The organism is Ruminococcus sp. SR1/5 (genome assembly GCF_000209835.1).
GTDB classification, from domain to species: domain Bacteria; phylum Bacillota; class Clostridia; order Lachnospirales; family Lachnospiraceae; genus Blautia_A; species Blautia_A fusiformis.
The window spans coordinates 2461694-2480674 of the sequence record NC_021014.1 but is presented as its reverse complement, the minus strand read 5'-3'; the positions used below and the strand labels follow the sequence as shown (position 1 = coordinate 2480674).

Genomic DNA, 18981 nt, shown 5'->3' with positions numbered 1-18981 from the left:
CTTCCGCCTTTTTCATAGTTTTCTATCTCCCTTGCCAAAGCCCAGTTATAAGCAAATCTTGAAGCACCTGCGTACTGAAACATCTTAGTTTTCTGTACATTGTTTGGTATCAACATTGCTTTTATGGCTTTTACCATCTACTTCCTCCTGTATCAGTTAACTGTTAATAACCTTCTCCCTCAACGTATTCACTTAATCCCTTGCGTGATTCCTTGACTGATTCCCTGTTCGATCCCCTTATTAATCCACATCTGCTCAATCTCAAAACTCTTCATATACGCCACCGTAACCTTTCCGCCTCAAACATCTCTTCTACCCCTCCGCAGCTTCCTCAGCTCTCTCTCCAGCCGATCCGCACGCGCTTTCTCCCTCAACGTATTCGCCCTCTCTTCACTACGCCCCTGTTCAATTCCTTGACTGATCCCCTGTTCGATTCCCTTATTAATCCACATCTGTTCAATCTCAAAACTCTTCATATACGCCACCGTAACCTTTCCATCTTCTTTAACAACCCTGACCATCTCCAGCAACTCCCTCAAAACATCATTTACCGCATTCACCTCCCGGGTATCCTCCATAAACCGAAGCAACGCCACCAGCTCCTCAGGCACACCCGCGCCATCCCCCTTCGTATTCAGAAAAACCGTCCTCAGCCCATCATCATACTCCATCTCCGGAACCTCCTCACACATATTCCGGATCGTATACACCATCCTACCCCGATCAAACGGATCATACGAACAGACAAAGATCACAAAAACCCTCTTAAGCTTCCCGAAACCCTCACCCTTCTTCAAACACCGGCTGTCGATGATTGCATGGTAAAACCGCACCCGCTTCGGCAGATCCTTCAGACTCACAACATCACCATTATTATCCGGCTCAATATCAAAAACAGCAGGATCCGCCAAAACATCCATCAGATCCTCCTCAGCCAGAACATCAAGCCGCGCCCCGCGAAACTCCTCATCCCGGCCACCAAAAACCCTCTGCGCAACAACCCGAAGCCTCCCGATCTCACGCCCCAGCACCACCTGCAGCAGCAACCTGCAAAACCTCTCACCAATACCAGGAAACGTCATCACCGCGTTAAACAAAAAATCATCCAGAAGATTCATATCCTCAAGCCGCTTCCTCTGCATAAGCTTCCTCCTTTCACTATGATGGCAAAAGAAAAAACCTCACACAACCAACCGGCTCCTCCCCGCCATATTTATACAACCAACCATATGGGGATCAGATAGCCGAACGGCCCAGAATGTTCCCAGATATGTATCTTCAGTATAACCACCCCACCAGCAAAAGTCAACAAAAACCCTTCGACAAAAACCGCCAAAACCTCATTCCACTGCATCCACCACAGCGCCGATGCCACACTCCCCCCACAACGCATCCACCACAGCGCCGATGCCCATCCCCTCCCGGCACACCACAAGGAAACTCAGCCCCTGCAACCATCCAACGCAGCGCTGATAGCCCACACCCTCCCAGCACACCACAAGGAAACTCAGCCCCTGCAGCCATCCAGCGCAGCGCTGATGGCCCACCACCCTCCCGTCAGACCACCACACCTCACACCCCCAAAAAACAGAACGGACAGACTGCCAGCGGGACGGCTGCATGGTCGGGACCCGGTGCGTCGGAGTAAGCCGCTGGTCATACTTGGCGCCTGGGGCTTCTGACGGGAAGGTACTCTGCGGCCACAAGCCGCAGAGTAAGCCCCATCTGTCTGAGCCAGGTACGCATCAGCGTACATGGCGAGTTATGGGGCGCCCTGCACGGCAGAAGACTCAGACGCCTAGTATGACCCGGCGAAACGACCGCACCAGGCACGACCATGCAGCCGCCCCGCTGGCAGTCTGTCCGTTCGTCCCTCCCTCCATTCATCCCTCCCACCCACACAAAAAAGAGCCCCCAGGCCCAAACACCCAGGAACTCTCCCAAAACTCAAATATCCAATTATCATCAATCGTTACCAGTTGTCACCAACCATCACCCAACACGCAGCCGAAACTTCTGAATCTCCTTCTCACTGGAAACCCTCTCAATCTCAGCCCCAAGACTCCTGAGCTTCTCCTCAAAATTCTCATACCCACGCTGGATATAAACAATATCATCAACAACCGTAACACCCTCAGCAGCCAGCCCCGCAATAACAAGCGCAGCCCCCGCACGAAGATCCGGCGCACTCACACGCGCCCCCGTAAGCTTCCTCACACCATCAATAATAGCAGAGTTCCCCTCCACCTTAATATTGGCACCCATCCGGGAAAGCTCATCCGCATACTTAAACCGGTTCTCAAAAATACTCTCAGTAACAATACTCGTACCCTCAGCCAAAGCCAAAGTAACCGCGATCTGCGGCTGCATATCCGTAGGATAACCAGGATAAGGCAACGTCTTCACATGCGTACGATGAAGCACATGCGGCGCACGGACACGAACCGCATCATCAAACTCCTCAACCTCACACCCGATCTCCTCAAGCTTAGCCGTAGTAGCCTCAAGATGCTTAGGAATAACATTACGAACAGTAACATCACCACGAGTAGCCGCAGCAGCAAACAGAAACGTACCAGCCTCAATCTGGTCCGGAATGATCGAATACTCCGTACGATGAAGCGTCTCAACACCACGGATACGGATCACATCCGTACCGGCACCCTTGATATTCGCCCCCATACTGTTCAGGAAATTCGCCACATCAACAACATGCGGCTCCCTCGCAGCATTCTCAATGATCGTACGGCCAGTCGCCATAGAAGCAGCCATCATAATATTAATAGTAGCACCAACAGAAACCACATCCAGGAAAATATGGCTGCCATGCAGATTCTCCGCCTTGGCAACAATAGCACCATGACAGATATCAACATCCGCACCAAGAGCACGGAAACCCTTCAGATGCTGGTCGATCGGCCTGCTGCCGATATTACATCCACCCGGAAGCGGAACCTCCGCATGCTTATACTTACCAAGCAAAGCACCCAGAAGATAATAAGAAGCACGGATCTTCTTGATAAACTCATAATCCACGCTGAGATTGCCGATAGTAGAACCGTTGATCTTTACAGTAGACTTATCAATACGCTCAACCTGAGCCCCGATCTCGGAGATCGCCTCAAGCAGAACATTGATGTCCCTAACATCTGGCAGATTCTCGATCAATATAGTTTCATCAGTCATAATGGCTGCTGACAATATCGCAAGCGCCGCATTCTTCGCACCCGCAATATCCACTTCTCCAACCAGAGGATTGCCGCCTTTAATCACATACTGTTCCATAACACACCTCTATTATTTACTCCTCTATGAGCAGAAACTTTCTCTGAATTTACTGCAGGAACAAACGTTCCGCAATACCGTTTTTTAGGTCAGTTGTATATTATAACACATATTTCAGATTTGTAAACAATTTATGACGAAAACCTGTCACAACCCATGACCCGAAACACTCCAGCAAACCGTTTCCACAAGCCAACAGTTACGCCTTATCTCCCCTGTTCTTCAGTGCCTCAAGCACAACCTGGAGACTCCCCTCCAGATCCTTATCCTCTTCATCCACCACAATGTCCGCATATTTCTCATACAAAGGAACACGCTCATCATAAAGACTCGCCAGCGTCTGCCCCTCCTTGAGCACAACACCACGCCCCTTAAGATTACCAAGACGCCTGGAAAGAAGCTCCAGCGAGATCTTAAGATACACCACAACACCCTCAGACTTCAGATGCTGCATAGCCTCATCGCAGTAAACCACACTTCCACCGGTAGCGATCACCGTATTTTCCACCTGGATCGAAGCATTCACACGATTCTCGATCGCCTTGAAGCCCTCCGTACCCTCATCCTCGATGATCTTACTCAAAGTCCTCTTCTCCGCCTTCTGGATCAGAAGATCTGAGTCAATAAACTGGTAACCAAGTACCTTCGCAAGTACGACACCGATGCTGCTCTTCCCCGCACCAGGCATTCCTATCAGTGTAATATTATTCATACTGTATCCTTTCATTTTAGCATAACAGCTGCCAAATCTCAACAAACGTTACGGCTCCGCAGAACCTACCGTTTCTCTCTCCCTGCCTTTCCCGACGTCTTTAATTTCCCTGACATCCCTGGCTTTCCTGACACCTTCAACTTCCCTGACATCCCTGGCTTTCCTGACACCTTCAACTTCCCTGACATCCCTGGCTTTCCTGACGTCTTCAACTTCCCCGCCATCCCTGGCTTCCCCGACGTCTTCAACTTCTCTGCCATCCCTGCCATCTCTGATTCCCTGTCTGATTTCTTATCCAACTTCTTCTGCATCTGCTTCTTCTTTACGCTGTAGCCGAAGGTTCCCACCTTCCGGCCACCCGCCAGATACTCCCCATGGGAATAAACCAGAAGACCCGCATCATTAAGACAAAACCTGTTGTTTTTATCCATATAAGCTTCATCCGCATGGACCGCAAGCACATCCGCAAGAAACATGTCATGAGACCCCAGCTCCTTCACCTCACGCACCCTGCACTCGATTGAAACCGGAGCCTCCCCGATCATCGGTGCAGAAACAAACTGCGCTTTCTCTTTCGTAAGGTTCAGCTTCCGGAACTTGTCCACATCACGTCCCGAACGGACCCCGCAGAAATCCGTTGCATACGCCAGCTTCTCCGTTGTCAGATTGATCACAAATTCACCCGTTTTCCGGATCATATCATAGGAATAGCGGGAAGGTCGGACAGAAATATAAGCCATCGCCGGATTGGTACACACCGTACCCGTCCACGCAACCGTTATGATATTATCATGCCCCTCACCATCGGTAACACTCACCATTACAGCCGGCAGCGGATAGATCATGTTCCCCGGCTTCCATAACTGTTTCGCCATTTTCCGTCACCTCTTATGCATAATCGCTGTTCATCAGCTGAGCAGCCTCCATCATAGCCGGGATCAGCTGCTTCTTTCTGGAAACCACACCCGGCAGACTGAAGGTATCTCCATCCGGTTTCCGCTCAAAAGCGATCTCCGCCATCTGCTGGCTGCCCTCCCCGTAAAACAGAAGCTCTGTAGACTCCTCCAGGATATTCGTCAGCATAAAATAAACTCTCGTGATATCATGACGGCCACACTCACTCACCATAAACGGCATCAGCTTCTCCTTGATCTCCTTAAGCTCCTCGCTGTCCATGGAACTGATCTGACCCACACCAAAGGAAACATTACCCTCACCGATAAACTTCTTGTAATCCTGATAAAAAATCTCCTCCGGAGACTTATCCTTCAGATTACTTCCCGCAGAAAACATCTCTCGGGCAAACTCCTCGATCTTGATCCCCGCGATCAGCGCAAGAGCACTGGCAGCGATCTTATCCGTCTGCGTACAGGTCGGTGAACGGAACATCAATGTATCCGAAATAATAGCCGCACAGAGAAGCCCCGCAATCTTTTCCGGGATCTCCAGTCTCTGCTCTCCGTAGATCTCATAAAGGATCGTGCCCGTACATCCCACCGGCTCATTACGAAAAGCAACCGGCGTCATGGTCTGCAAGGTACCCAGCTTATGATGATCGATGATCTCAAGGATCTCCGCCTTCTCGATATTATCAACAGCCTGATCCACCTCATTATGATCCACAAGAACCACTTTCTTTTTATGCATATCCAGAAAATTACGTCTGGAGATCGTACCGATACACTTACCATGAGGATTGATCACCGGAAACGCCCTGTGACGGTTTTTGATCATAACATCCTGGATATCATCCGTAAAATCCTCGGTATTAAACGTAACCATGTTATCCCGCTTCATAACAAAGCTGACCGGAATACTCTGGTTGATCAGACGCGCAATATTAAACGTATCATACGGAGACCGGATAATCACGATATTCTTCTCATGAGCAAGCTTTATAACCTTCTCGGAAACCACGATATTCAGCCCCACGATGATACAGCTGACATTCTGGCTGATCGCCTGAAGATGATCCTCCTCACGGTCACCCATGATGATCATATCATCCTCCTCAACGTAGCCCTCCAGCATCTTCGGGTTGGCAGTACCGACAAGCACACGCCCCTTCACAAAATATCCGTGTCCGTTACCTTCCACCACTTCACCGCCAACAGTCTCGGCAATTCTCTGATACTGCGTCCTCGCATTGGAAAGAAGATAACTGTCTGTAGTATCCATATAGGTCTTTGCGATATCACCAATCGTCACAAGCCCCTCCAGACACCCATCCTTATCACGGATCGGAAGAGAAACGATCCCGTTCTCCTGCATCAGATCCCAGGTATTCTTCAGCGACATATTCTTATCCGCCTGCGGACTGGTCCGGATATCCATATCCTTGACCTGCGTACCGATATTTCCCAGATAAGCCGGCGGCTGTACGCCAAAACGGTTCAGCACATACCTGGTCTCCTCATTGATCTGCCCCGCTCTCTTCGGGATATATTTTTTATTCTGCGTAGTTCTGTTCTTAATATCCGCATAAGCAATAGCCGAACAGATGGAATCCGTATCCGGATTCTTATGTCCGATTACAAATATTCTCTCCGGTTTTTTCATACACATCCATCCTTTTTCATCCAAAATAATCATAATTTAATATTTGCAAACAAAGCACCCAGGGAAGTAGTAGCCTCCTCCCCCGACTCTGGAAGCTCAAAAGACTCCTCCTCAACCTCCTTAGCCATCAGATCCGATGCCTCTTTAATACTCAGGCTCAGCTTACCATCCTTGATCGCGATAACCTTCACCTTAACCTTATCCCCAACACTCAAAACCTCAGAAGGCTTCCGGATCCTCTTCTCACAGATCTGAGAAATATGCACCAGCCCGGAAACCCCGTTCCCAAGCTCCACAAAAGCACCATACGGCTGCAAACTCTCAACCGTACCCTCCGTCACAAAGCCAACCTGGATATTGGAAATCTTATTCCGTTTCTCCACCTCAGCCCTCTCACGAAGAATCTCCCTCGCCGAAAGCACCAGCCTCTTCTTCGCCTTATCAGCCTCGATCACCCGCACCTGGATCGGCTTATTCAGAAACACCTCAGTATCCTCAACAAACTCCAAAGCAAGCCTGGATGCCGGAATAAAACCACGGACACCCTCAACATAAGCAATGGCACCCCCGTTAACGATCCCCTTCACAACAACATCCAGCACCTCACCCGAATCCTGAAGCTCCTTCAGCCTGTCCCAGGCAAGCACATCCGCAGCATCCGCTCTGGAAAGAAGAATATTCCCCTGACCATCATCCCTGCGAAGAACCATCGCCTGAACCTCATCCCCCGGCTGAACAGCCTCTTTAATATTAAACCCCGGCACCCGGGAAAACTCCTCCACCGGAATAAAACCCTCAGCATAAAACTTAAGGTCAAGAACAACCCCCGACTCATCCACACTCACAACAGTCCCTGAGATAATATCACCCTCATCGATCCTCTTAAAAGAAGCCTCCAGCTCCCTCTCAAAATCCTTCATAGACTCCGCCATATCCAGACCTCCCATTCAAACAAAAACCCAACCACCGCCGCCCCAAACCAGACGACAGCACTATAATCCTAATCATTATAGCATGCACACCCCACCCGCGCTATATTTTTTGCACTGGAAATTTCTTAACCCCTTTATTTCTCTCCAACACACAGGACAGACTCAGATCAGCCCATTTATCACAACCTTGATGCTTTCTTTATTTCTCTCCAAGATGCTTTCTTTGTTTCTCTCCAACGCACAGGACGGACTGCCGGAGGGGCGGCTACATGGTCGGGACCCGGTGCGTCGGAGTAAGCCGCTGGTCATACTTAGCGCCTGAGGCTTCTGACGGGAAGGTACTCTGCGGCCACAAGCCGCAGAGTAAGCCCCATCTGTCTGAGCCAGGTACGCATCAGCGTACATGGCGAGTTATGGGGCGCCCTGCACGGCAGAAGACTCAGACGCTTAGTATAACCCGGCGAAACGACCGCACCAGGCACGACCATGCAGCCGCCCCTCCGGCAGTCCGTCCGTCCCTCCCTCCCTCCATCCCCACCCACAAAAAAAGAGCCCCAAAAAGGCCCAAAAACGAGGAGTGCCCCGGTAGTGGCTTACCGGGGCGATTATTATGAAAAAAATTGTATGTGTAATGATACAGATACACACCATTACAGCGTCTTTCGTAACGTTCTTTCGAACTATCCCTATACTACCAGACAAATATGAACAAACAATGAACATCTCGTAAACAATTAGCGCATTTGCACAATTTTTCCCAAAACACCCTCCCCCAATTTATAAAAACACCACATTCACAAACAAAACCAAAACCCTAAACATTGTACATATTGTACATCTCAACCAAACAAACCAACAACAACCCCAACAAAAGAGCCACAACCCTCACCCTCTAACTCAAACTCCATCTAAAACATCATCAAAAACACCAGCCATCACAAACCATCACCGCCGTGAAAGCATCCCCTTAATAAACTCAATCGCCTTCTCAAAAATATTCTTCACATCAGACTTCGTAACACCCATATCCTTCAAAGTACTATAAGCATCACTCACATACCCCTTGATCTGATCATCACTCATCTCGATCCCACGGAACTTACTGATAATATTAACCAGCGAACTCTTATCATCCTCATTAAGACTCACCCCAAAATGATCCGCAGCCTCATCGATCCCCTGAGAAATCTCATCATCCGTGATCTGGTTAGAATCAAAAAGCCCCTTCACATAAACAATGATATCCCCAACCTTATCCGGATCAGAAGCAAGAGACCCAACCTCATTATCCTTCAGGATCTCCTCCGCCTGACTCATAACAGAACCGGAATCAGACGCCATAACCATCATCGGAGATGTACATGAAATAACACCCGCAATAACCAAAGCTGTAACCTTGTTCAATCTTCTCATAATATTCAACCTCCATACGGGCACCAGCCCTTATCAAAAATTGCCTTTTACTATTTTTAACTATCTTTTACTGCCTTTTTATTACCTCATCATTACCTTTTCGACGCCCCTCAGTATACCACACACCCCCACCCCTCTGTAAACCTCAATTTTCCCCATTCCCACCCACGCCATTCAGACTTTATGTATATCACCAAAAATATATTCACAATATTTTCATATTTTAAACAAACTTTCCTAACATCTCATCAGTAAAATAAAAAATGTAAATTTTTCATTACTTACTTATGTCTGACACCTCAGACATAACCTCCTTTCTATAACAAATATATAGGTCCGGACAGGAAACCTCTCCAACATTCCCGTCCGGAAACGCAAAAAGAACCCGGAACAGCTGCCCGGGCTCTTTTTGCGTTTATCATATATTAATTTTTCTCATCATAAATACAGTTGGCAAGCATCGCAAACTGCTCCAGAGTCAGCGCCTCACCCCTGATATTCAGCGGAAGATCACACCTGTTGAACACATCCTCGATCTCCTCCTTACTCAGGGAAAAATCTCCGGAATTTCTGATCCCGTTCACAAGCGTCTTTCTCCTCTGGTTAAAAGATGCACGGATCAGACGGAACATAAGCCCCTCATCCTTCACATCCACCGGCGGCTTCTCATAACGCGTCAGCTTGATCACCGCACTTCCAACCTTCGGCCGCGGCATAAAACAGTTCGGCGGTACATTCGCAACGATCTCCGGCTTCGCATAATACTGCACAGCCAGGGAAAGCGCACCGTAATCCTTGGTACCGGGACCAACCTGCATACGGTCTGCAACCTCCTTCTGCACCATGACAGTGATCGAATCCACAGGAACATTCTTCTCAAAAAGCCCCATGATGATCGGAGTCGTAATGTAATACGGCAGATTCGCAACCACCTTCACAGGCTTACCGCCGTTTTTCTCATCTGCGATCTTTTTGATATCCGTTTTCAGGATATCGTTATTGATCACGGAAACATTATCCCAGTCCTTCAACGTATCCTTAAGGATCGGGATCAGCGAACTGTCGATCTCCACAGCAGCCACCTCTCTGGCAGCCTCCGCAAGATACTGGGTCATAGTTCCGATACCCGGACCGATCTCCAGTATAAAATCATCCTTCGTGATACCCGAAGACTCAATGATCTTTTCCAGAACATGCTCGTCGATCAGAAAATTCTGACCAAACCTTTTCTGGAAAACAAAATGATACTTTTGAAGGACTTCAATGGTATATTTCGGGTTACCAAGATAAGGTCTGGCCATATTTTTTACCTCTGCTTTTTCTTATTTTCAGCTGAAATCCTTTTCAAAAAGTACCGTGTAGCCATCACGGTCCACACGCTTCTTGGAATGCTTGAACAATCCGCTCTGAGCTCTCTCCATAGCCTTATCCAGCATGGTCTTCACAGTACCGATGCACATCGGCTGATCCTCCTTCTGGTTGATCCCGATCAGATTATACAGAGCAAGCATGCCCATCTGGTCGATACGGAATCCATTCTCCATGGTATAGACCTTGGCGAAATTAACAAGTTCATCGTTTGTAAATACAGGAATGTTGATCATGGATGTAAACTTCTTCGCAAGCTTCGGATATCTTGCGATCAGCTTACGCATACCGATCTTTTCATCCTCCAGGATCACGATCATTCCCTTTGTGTTTCCGGTCATAGCTTCCTCAAGCTCATCTGCTGTTTCCTGGGAAAGCTGGTTTGCATCCTCGATAACAAGGAAACCGCCGGCAAGCTTGGATACGATCTCCGGAATATCCTTTCCGTTGAGATCATCCGCAAATATATAGGCAACCTTGGAAGCCTCGATATTCAGCTCTTTACAGATTGCCGGGATCAGACTTGAGATCAGTCTCGTCTTACCTGTTTCTCTGCCGCCCATAACGATCACATTTCCGGTCTGGGAGGTCTTGTCTGCTGCGCCCATCTGCACATCACAGAGTACATCAAGCAACTGTTCCTTCATTCCGGGAACTGTAACAAAATAGGTGAAAAGCTGTTTCTCTTCATCTGTGAGCTCTTTCTTTCTGGAAACGATCTTTGTAGGATCCTTTTCCGGATGGATCGTAGCGATAAATTTCTCAAGCTGCTCTTCCTCGCTGAGCTCCTCTTCCTCATCGTCCTCTTCCATGGCTTCATCAGAATCATCACCGATGAGACTGCTGATAAAGTCATCGTCATCCTCTTCCTGGAATTCAAAGGCGTCATCACTGTATTCTTCTTCCTCATCAAGAAGATTTTCCTCTTCCACTGCAGCCACCGGTTCCTCATGATGAAGCTTCGCTGAAGGCTCTGCTGCCGCCTTCTGCACCTGCTCCTCAGATTCCAGTGAAGGAATCTCCGGAAGCACATCCTCTTCTTCCACCGGCTTCTGTACTCCTGACGGACCATTCAGAAACTCTGCTTCTGCAGCCTGAAGATCCTCCTCAGTAACCGGCTCCTCATCTTCATCAAATACGATATCCGGAAGTCTGGTATCGGAAGTCTCCGTTACCTCTTCCTCCTGCTGAGCGGAGATCTGCGCCATGATATCCTCGATATCTGCCGCATCCGGCTCCTCCGGAACAAATTCATCAGCCGCAATATCCAGATCCTCAATACCTGCCGGCTCTTCCGTTACGTCGGACTGCTGGACATCCGGAGATTTCTCTTCCTCCGGGATATCGATTCCCTGCTGTGTAGCTGCTGCCAGAATAGTATCCTCCAGGTTGAAGTCCTTATCTTTATCCTTCCCGGACCTGTCACCTACAGATGCCGCAATATCCTCGATATTTCCGAAAATTCCGGACGCATCCGGGATCTCCGCGGAACTGCTTGCATTCTCCGGGTCCACATTGATCATGGACTTCGGGATCTTCAGCTCCGGCATACGGATCGTTGCGGAAAAATCAGGCTTGCCTTCCTCATTGAGCGGAACCCCTGCAGGCTTCTCCTCACTTTCCTCATTTCCGGCAGCCTTCTCCTTCATGATCTCTGCAACACTCTGGGACAAAGACATCTCTGTAGCTTTCTCAGCCTCAGCTTCTTCCGCTTCCTGATAAGCCTCTTCTTCCTCTTTATCCTGCTGTTCCTGAGCCTGCAGCTTCATACTTCCGGATGACAGGTTCTCAACACCGGATGCCAGCGGGATCTCATCCGCTTCCTGTCCGGAAAACTCATCCTGCTCTTCAGAAGGCTCATCCGAAGCTTCCTCGCTTTCTTCTGCCGCTTCGATCTCCTCAGAATCTGTAAACTCCTCTGACGGTTCTGCTGCCGCAGCAGTCTCAGCCTCCGGCGCTTCCGCCTGTTCCGTCACATCCTCAGAGCCTGTGGAAACCTCATCCTGCTCTTCATCCTGCGCAGCTTCTTTTTCCTCCATATCCTCTTCCGCAGATTTCTTATGTCCGCCAAAGATATCACGGAATCCCTTGGAAAGCTTCTCCTGGAATGTCTCCGCACTGTTCAGATCCCGCTCATCATCTACCTGGATAGTATCTGTGACCGGTTTTGCCTCCTCATACTCGCCGGATGCTTCCTTGCTCTCCCTGATCTCCTGCGCCTTTTCCGGCGGGATCAGCTTCGGGATAAAACGCTGTTCGTATTTCTCTTTCTCTTCGCCAGTGAGAACACCCATCCGCTGTTTCAGGTCAAGGGCCTTCATCACATAAGTTCCGTCATTGAACCAAAGGATCATCTCATTGCAGAGATCCAGGCACTTCTGCTTGTCTCCTGCCTTGTAATAGAGCTTGGCCAGCTCATAGGACCAGCGCTCCGTAAATTCCTTCTCCTTATATTCCTCAAGAATACGGATCTGTTCATTCAGAGATGCATTCTTCGCTCTGGCGATCTTATATTTCAGTATATACTGGCTGTTATCATTACCTGCCACTTCTCTGTATTCATCAAAAAATTCTGTGGCTTCACTGATCTGTCCCATTTTCAGGGAAACCTCGATCAGACGGTAAAGTATGTTCTTGCCGATCGGCGCTCTGTGGTAGGCAAGAAGAAAAATTTCCTTGCTCTCTTCATAGCGCTTGTTGGCCGCGTAGATCTCGCCCACTACACAAAGGGTACGGACGTTTTTCACACGACGCCAGTCAATGCTGTCCACAATCTGCATGGCGCCTTTGTAATCCTGGGTCTCGACCAGCTTATTGATCTGTCCCAGCTTAACGCGAAACTCCTCTTTATCCAAAATATTCACCAACTTTCCATAATCAGAATCAGTTTACCATATGCATACGGGCTTGTCAAAACCCTTTAGGCATATAAACATGCCCCTTTACCACCTGAAAAACCCTGTTGATCTTGAACTGATGGCTGACAAAATCATCCAGTCCTGTACAGGTGATCAGAGTCTGTATATCGTGGATGCTTTCCAGCAGATATGTCTGCCTGCTGCTATCCAGCTCCGAAAGAACATCATCCAGCAGAAGAACCGGTGTATCCCGGATTTTTTCTTCACCAGATAGATCTCCGAAAGCTTCAGGGAAAGGGCCGCAGTCCTCTGCTGCCCCTGGGAACCATACCTCCGGATGTCGATCCCGTTGACCTTTACGCAAAAATCATCTCTGTGCGGTCCCACGGAGGTCAGCTTCATCCGAAGATCCCGCTCCCGATTCCTGGAAAGCTTATCCTCAAACTCCGCCGCCGTCACACTTGGCTCGTACAGGATCTCCAGCTCCTCGATCCCGCCAGTAAGGCCTTTATGAAGCCCCCTTGCGATCTCGTTAAGCTCCTCCACAAAGGCTTCCCGCTTCCCGATGATCTTCTTTCCGTAATCGACCATCTGCATATCCCAGACATCTAGGGTACTTTTCAGCCCGGGGTTCATATAACAGTCTTTGAGAAGACGGTTTCTCTGGTTCACGATGTGATTGTAGCCGGCCAGCTCCGTGATATAAACACCATCCAGCTGACAAAGCTCCGAATCCAGAAAACGTCTTCTCTCTCCCGGTCCATTCTTGATAATATTAAGATCCTCCGGAGAAAAAACACCAGATTCACCACCCCCAGCAGCTCCCTTGCCTTGCGAATCGGCAGCCCGTTGATGGCAACTCCCTTTGCTTTGTTTTTCCGGAGGTGCATGTCTATTTTGTATGAAAGATCGCCCTTCTTCACCATCATTCGGATATGGGATTCCTCATTCTCAAAGCGGATCATCTCCCGGTCCTTGCTTCCCTTGTGGGATTTGCTGGTACCTGCCAGATAAACCGCCTCCAGGATATTGGTCTTTCCCTGGGCATTGTCGCCGTAGAGAATATTGGTGCCCTGATCAAAATTCATCTCCAGCGACTCATAATTCCTGAAATTATTCAGTCTGATGGATTCAATGTACATTCCTTCACCCGATCACATAAATATCTTTTCCATCGTAGGAAATGGTATCTCCAGGATGGATCTTGCGGCCACGGCGGTTCTCCACCTCACCGTTCACCAGTACCAGACCATCATTGATGGCATATTTCGCCTCAACGCCGTCCTCCACAACACCGGCCAGCTTCAGCGCCTGACCAAGCTTGATAAATTCGTCTTTAATTCTGATCTCCAATTTTTTCTCCTCTTATCCCCGGGGTATTTTCTCCGTCAAATCGATATTTTCTGATCTTCTGGCGGTATTTAAAATCCCCCAAAATACAAATTTCACCGGAAGGCGGTAATTTAAATACCCCCTTCCAGCAGTTTACGCATAAAACAATTTTCAGAACACGATCGCATTCCCATGCATAATCGGTCAAAAACGGTCACACATTTTTAGTGTATCCGTTTATATCAATCCTGATATCTGCCGTCAGGCTGTACGTGCCCTACGGACACTTACATATCCTGACTGCCGAGCTCAATTCTGTTCACAGCTTCAAGCATATGCGTCTCACACGTACACTCACATTCCCGAAGCTGCTGCGTACATCTCTTGCCCCTCATTCCTTATATTTCCCAGGTCTTATCTGGCCTGATTCTGGTTGATGTTTACAGGAAGGATCAGGTAAGTATAGTTCTCCTCATCGTCACGGATAAAGCATGGTGCCTTCGGATTTACAAGATAGATCGTCACGGTTTCATCATCAATAACACGAAGCGCATCGATCAGGAATTTCGGGTTGAAGCCGATCATGATATCCTTACCCTCTTTTTCAATATCGATCTCTTCATTCATGGAACCCATTGCAGAATCAATGCGCAGCTCCATATCATCGTCTGTGATGTTGATAATGATCGGTTTTTTATCAACCTCACGTACCAGAAGTGTGGCACGGTCGATACAATCCAGGAACTCTTTTTTGTTGATCTTCAGTTTTGTCTCATAATCACTGGAAAGCATCTGGTCAATTCTGAAATATTCTCCCTCGATCAGTCTGGAAACTACCATAGTCTGATCAAATTCAAATAAAATATGGTTTTTTGTAAAGTAAATGCTGACCTGATCATCCACTTCTCCGGAAAGAATCTTGCTGACCTCGCTTAAAGTTTTGCCCGGAACTACCACCTTACGGTCAGAATAATCTTTCTTAAGGGACATTTTACGGATAGAGATACGATGTCCGTCCAGAGAAACTACCTTCAGACAGTTATTTTTGATCTCAAAAAGCTCACCGGTCATAAGTTTATTGTTTTCATTTACAGCAATAGAAAAAATAGTCTGGCGGATCATTTCTTTCAGTGTGTACTGAGAGATCGTCAGCGGTTCATCCTTCTCGATCATCGGTAAATAAGCAAAATCTTCTCCTGATTTTCCAGGGATATTGAATTTTGCTTTTTCACAGGTAATGGTTGCTGCATATTTATCATCGGTCTTAATGGTAACATCATTATCCGGAAGTCGTCTGATGATTTCATAGAAGATTTTTGCATCAAGAGCAACTTTACCTTTTTCTTCAATAGTACCCTCAACGATCGTTTCAATTCCCAGCTCCATATCGTTGGTGGTAAATTTGATCTGGTTTGTGGTTGCATCCATGAGAATACATTCCAGGATTGGCATTGTGGTTTTTGATGGAACTGCTTTGAGTGCGATACTTACACTTTTTAACAGACTTGATTTGGAGCAGATGATTTTCATAGTGTGCATAACTCCCTTTCTGAACAATTTGTGGTTTTTATAAATATATTTATAGAAAAAATCCGCAGTAACCGCCGTAGGGGGCCAGATTTTGTGAAAAAACTCCCGCAGGCCTGATGTTTTCAGGGGTTTTCCGTTGGGATAACTTTGTGTAAAAGTGGTATTTTCGCATGTGAATAACCCGGGGATAAAATTACCGCCGCGTTTTGGCAAAAAAGTTGTACACATCTCTCCACATACAATCAACACGTTATACACCAGTAATGTGGAAAACTTCCCTAACCTTGTGGATTAATCTTCTTTTTCAATATATCAATGGTATTTTTTAAGTTATCGTCGTTCTGCAATTCGTTTTCGATCTTTTCGATACCGTGCATAACGGTGGTATGGTCACGGTTTCCGAGCGCTTTTCCGATATTTTTCAAAGGTGTGGATATGATCTCACGGCAGAGATACATGGAAACCTGGCGGGGCATGACGATCTTGGAGTTTCGTTTATTTCCGCTTAAGTCCGCAGGTGTGACTCCGTAATGCTCTGCAACAACGGAGATGATGTATTCCGGTGTGATCACTTTTTTCTCATCCGGAGAAATAATATCCTTCAGTGCCTGCTCTGCCAGTTCCAGAGTTACTTCCTTTTTTTCAAGCTTGGCTCCGGCCATGACCTTGTTGAAGGCACCTTCCAGCTCACGGATATTGGATTTGATATTGGTAGCGATATATTTGATAACATCTTCACTGATGTTGTAGCCGTTCATTTCTTCATTTTTATGAAGGATCGCCATTCGGGTTTCGTAATCAGGCAGTGTGATATCTGCGATCAGACCCCACTCGAACCGGGAACGGAAGCGCTCTTCCAGGATCTCCATATCCTTCGGTGGTTTATCAGAGGATATGATGATCTGCTTTTTGGCACTGTGAAGACTGTTAAATGTATGGAAAAATTCCTCCTGTGTGGATTCTTTTCCTATAATAAACTGAATATCATCGACAAGAAGAACGTCGATATTTCTGTATTTTTCACGGAATTTGCTCATTGCCGTGTTATTTCCGTTTCGGATGGTTTCGATCAGCTCGTTGGTAAATTCCTCACTGGTTACATACAAAACACGGCTGTTTTCATCGTGTTCCAGAATGAAATGAGCGATGGAATGCATAAGATGCGTCTTACCAAGACCGGCTCCGCCATAGATAAACAGTGGATTGTAGGTATCTCCCGGTGATTCGGCAACTGCAAGAGCTGCGGCCTGGGCGAATTTGTTATTACTTCCTACAACGAAGGTGTCGAAGGTGTATTTTGGATTTAAATGCGCCTCTTCGTAACGTGTATCCTGAACCTGTTTATCATAAGAAGTGTTTTTTTCTGTTTTTTTGGGGAGATCTTTTTCCAGAACGAAGCGAACCTCGCATTCTTCCATGCCTGTCAGTACACAGATAGTAACCTGGAGGGGTATTTTGTAGCGTTTACTGATGTAATTGACTCCGATCGCTGCCTGTTCAGAGGGAACAACCACTGTTATCAGCTTTCCGTCAACCTCATAAACTTTCAGCGGCTTGAGCCAGGTATTAAAAGGGACATCAGTCACCTCATATTCAGATTTGACAGTTTGCAGGATCTCCTCCCATTTTTCAATAACAGCGTCCATTTTTTCCTCCCATGAGTATTATAATAACCCCAGTCTGCGACTGGAGATAGATATCCTTTTATATATTACAATGAAAATGGGGTTTTCGCAATGGAAAATCCTTGAGATTTTGGGGAAAAGAATGTGGATAATGTGGGGAAATTACTGTGGATTAGGGTGGATTATTGTGGATAAGAGTCCTGGAGGTTTCCATAAGTCGAGAATTGGTGGAAAATGTGGAAGAATTATGTGTATAAAAAAATCCACCTTAAAAATACCGCAAATAAAGGGTTTTTTTGAAAACGATGTGAACAAACTCTCCGAAAAAGTGGATAGATTTCCGGTCAATCCACAAGTTATCCACAAGTTATCCACAAAATGTGGATAATGTTACGTAAACCATAAGCGCTTTCCACATAAGAGAAAAAATAAATACCGTAAGGTGGGGGTATTTTATAGAACCCTTGATTTTATCGGGTTTTTTGCAATTTTTACTTGACGAAAAGGAGGTTTATTTATATAATTGAAACGATGTTCTGAATGATAAGTTATTTCATAACAATTAAAAATAGATAAAGGAGGTGCTTTACCTATGAAGATGACATTTCAGCCAAAAAAGAGATCCAGAGCTAAAGTTCACGGCTTCAGAGCTCGCATGAGCACAAAGGGCGGACGTAAAGTATTAGCTGCAAGAAGATTAAAAGGAAGAAAACAGTTATCAGCATAAGCTGCAAGACCGCATTTATGTGGTCTTTTCTTCTATCCGGAGAAATATCCGCGCAGGCGGAATCTAATTAAGGAGGATTCGTTTGATCAGATCAGAGTCCTTAAAGAAAAATCAAGATTTTAAAGTTGTATATCAGAACGGAACATCGTACGCAAATCGGCTTCTGGTGATGTACGTGCTGAAGAATCAGCACATGAAGAATCGTCTGGGAATATCAGTAAGCAAAAAAGTAGGGAACAGTGTGGTTCGCCACAGACTCACCAGATTGATCAGAGAAAGCTATCGTCTCAACGAAACAGATTTTGACAGTAACCTTGATATTGTAGTAGTAGCGAGAGCCGCAGCCAAGGGCAAGAGCTTTCACGAGATCGAGAGTGCTTTTCTGCATCTTGCAAGAAAGCATCATATAACAGGGAATGAACATGATAAAGAAATTTCTGATTAAGATGATAAGGCTCTATCAAAAATATATATCGCCGATGAAGAGAACGAAATGTCCTTATATTCCCACATGTTCTCAATATGGTTTGGAAGCAATCGAAAAATATGGCGCATTTAAGGGCAGTCTTCTTGCGGCATGGAGGATATTGCGATGCAATCCTTTTTCCCACGGAGGCTATGACCCTGTGCCATGAATTAT

19 protein-coding genes are annotated in these 18981 nt (G+C 46.9%); 4 read left to right on the top strand and 15 right to left on the bottom strand.

Features of this window, described 5'->3' with window-relative positions:
* The 15 genes from CK1_RS18395 to dnaA all read right to left on the bottom strand — a co-directional run.
* Positions 1-137 (bottom strand): helix-turn-helix domain-containing protein (locus CK1_RS18395; RefSeq protein ID WP_353611250.1); only part of this gene is annotated, 137 nt, incomplete at its 3' end.
* Positions 138-299: 162 nt separating this feature from the next.
* The gene (locus tag CK1_RS12425) at positions 300-1142 is read right to left on the bottom strand and encodes an Rpn family recombination-promoting nuclease/putative transposase (protein WP_015526565.1); all 843 of its coding nucleotides are present in this window, start codon (positions 1140-1142) and stop codon (positions 300-302) included.
* 850 nt (positions 1143-1992) lie between these two features.
* Entirely contained in the window at positions 1993-3285 is a 1293-nt protein-coding gene (murA, locus tag CK1_RS12420) for a UDP-N-acetylglucosamine 1-carboxyvinyltransferase (protein WP_015526563.1), read from the bottom strand.
* Between the two features lie 199 nt (positions 3286-3484).
* Positions 3485-3997 (bottom strand): shikimate kinase, encoded by a 513-nt coding sequence (locus CK1_RS12415; RefSeq protein ID WP_059086952.1) that lies wholly within the window; start codon positions 3995-3997, stop codon positions 3485-3487.
* A gap of 65 nt (positions 3998-4062) precedes the next feature.
* Positions 4063-4872, bottom strand: coding sequence for a flavin reductase family protein (locus CK1_RS12410; RefSeq protein ID WP_015526562.1), 810 nt, complete (start codon positions 4870-4872; stop codon positions 4063-4065).
* A gap of 13 nt (positions 4873-4885) precedes the next feature.
* Positions 4886-6556 (bottom strand): putative manganese-dependent inorganic diphosphatase, encoded by a 1671-nt coding sequence (locus CK1_RS12405; RefSeq protein WP_044961512.1) that lies wholly within the window; start codon positions 6554-6556, stop codon positions 4886-4888.
* 29 nt (positions 6557-6585) lie between these two features.
* Positions 6586-7488 carry a 30S ribosomal protein S1 gene (locus tag CK1_RS12400; protein ID WP_015526560.1) on the bottom strand — a complete coding sequence of 301 codons (903 nt, stop codon included), beginning with the start codon at positions 7486-7488 and terminating at the stop codon, positions 6586-6588.
* A gap of 945 nt (positions 7489-8433) precedes the next feature.
* Complete coding sequence (locus tag CK1_RS12395; protein ID WP_015526559.1) at positions 8434-8901, bottom strand: DUF1002 domain-containing protein; 468 nt, start codon at positions 8899-8901, stop codon at positions 8434-8436.
* A 425-nt stretch (positions 8902-9326) separates the two neighbouring features.
* The gene (gene rsmA / locus CK1_RS12390) at positions 9327-10202 is read right to left on the bottom strand and encodes a 16S rRNA (adenine(1518)-N(6)/adenine(1519)-N(6))-dimethyltransferase RsmA (RefSeq protein ID WP_015526558.1); all 876 of its coding nucleotides are present in this window, start codon (positions 10200-10202) and stop codon (positions 9327-9329) included.
* Between the two features lie 27 nt (positions 10203-10229).
* Positions 10230-13133 (bottom strand): hypothetical protein, encoded by a 2904-nt coding sequence (locus CK1_RS12385; RefSeq protein ID WP_502685104.1) that lies wholly within the window; start codon positions 13131-13133, stop codon positions 10230-10232.
* A 147-nt stretch (positions 13134-13280) separates the two neighbouring features.
* The gene (recF, locus tag CK1_RS18390; protein WP_502685135.1) at positions 13281-13898 is read right to left on the bottom strand and encodes a DNA replication/repair protein RecF; all 618 of its coding nucleotides are present in this window, start codon (positions 13896-13898) and stop codon (positions 13281-13283) included.
* Positions 13796-14215, bottom strand: coding sequence for an AAA family ATPase (locus tag CK1_RS18385; protein ID WP_353611168.1), 420 nt, complete (start codon positions 14213-14215; stop codon positions 13796-13798). The genes recF and CK1_RS18385 overlap by 103 nt, the downstream gene beginning before the upstream one ends.
* Positions 14216-14273: 58 nt before the next feature.
* On the bottom strand, positions 14274-14480 hold the full coding sequence (locus CK1_RS12375; protein WP_021650164.1) for an RNA-binding S4 domain-containing protein: 207 nt from the start codon (positions 14478-14480) through the stop codon (positions 14274-14276).
* A 393-nt stretch (positions 14481-14873) separates the two neighbouring features.
* The gene (gene dnaN / locus CK1_RS12370; protein ID WP_015526556.1) at positions 14874-15989 is read right to left on the bottom strand and encodes a DNA polymerase III subunit beta; all 1116 of its coding nucleotides are present in this window, start codon (positions 15987-15989) and stop codon (positions 14874-14876) included.
* Positions 15990-16267: 278 nt separating this feature from the next.
* A complete protein-coding gene (gene dnaA, locus CK1_RS12365) occupies positions 16268-17635 on the bottom strand; it encodes a chromosomal replication initiator protein DnaA (RefSeq protein ID WP_015526555.1) in 1368 nt (455 codons plus the stop codon).
* Between the two features lie 109 nt (positions 17636-17744).
* On the opposite strand from dnaA, the gene CK1_RS12360 reads away from it, so the two are divergent.
* The 4 genes from CK1_RS12360 to yidD all read left to right on the top strand — a co-directional run bounded on the left by CK1_RS12360 (position 17745) and on the right by yidD (position 18976).
* Positions 17745-18002, top strand: coding sequence for a hypothetical protein (locus tag CK1_RS12360; protein WP_178687543.1), 258 nt, complete (start codon positions 17745-17747; stop codon positions 18000-18002).
* Between the two features lie 204 nt (positions 18003-18206).
* A complete protein-coding gene (gene rpmH, locus CK1_RS12355; RefSeq protein WP_005423866.1) occupies positions 18207-18341 on the top strand; it encodes a 50S ribosomal protein L34 in 135 nt (44 codons plus the stop codon).
* An 82-nt stretch (positions 18342-18423) separates the two neighbouring features.
* The gene (gene rnpA, locus CK1_RS12350) at positions 18424-18786 is read left to right on the top strand and encodes a ribonuclease P protein component (protein WP_021650160.1); all 363 of its coding nucleotides are present in this window, start codon (positions 18424-18426) and stop codon (positions 18784-18786) included.
* The gene (gene yidD / locus CK1_RS12345) at positions 18767-18976 is read left to right on the top strand and encodes a membrane protein insertion efficiency factor YidD (RefSeq protein WP_353611248.1); all 210 of its coding nucleotides are present in this window, start codon (positions 18767-18769) and stop codon (positions 18974-18976) included. Before rnpA ends, yidD begins: the two co-directional genes overlap by 20 nt.
* The last annotated feature ends 5 nt before the right edge of the window (positions 18977-18981 follow it).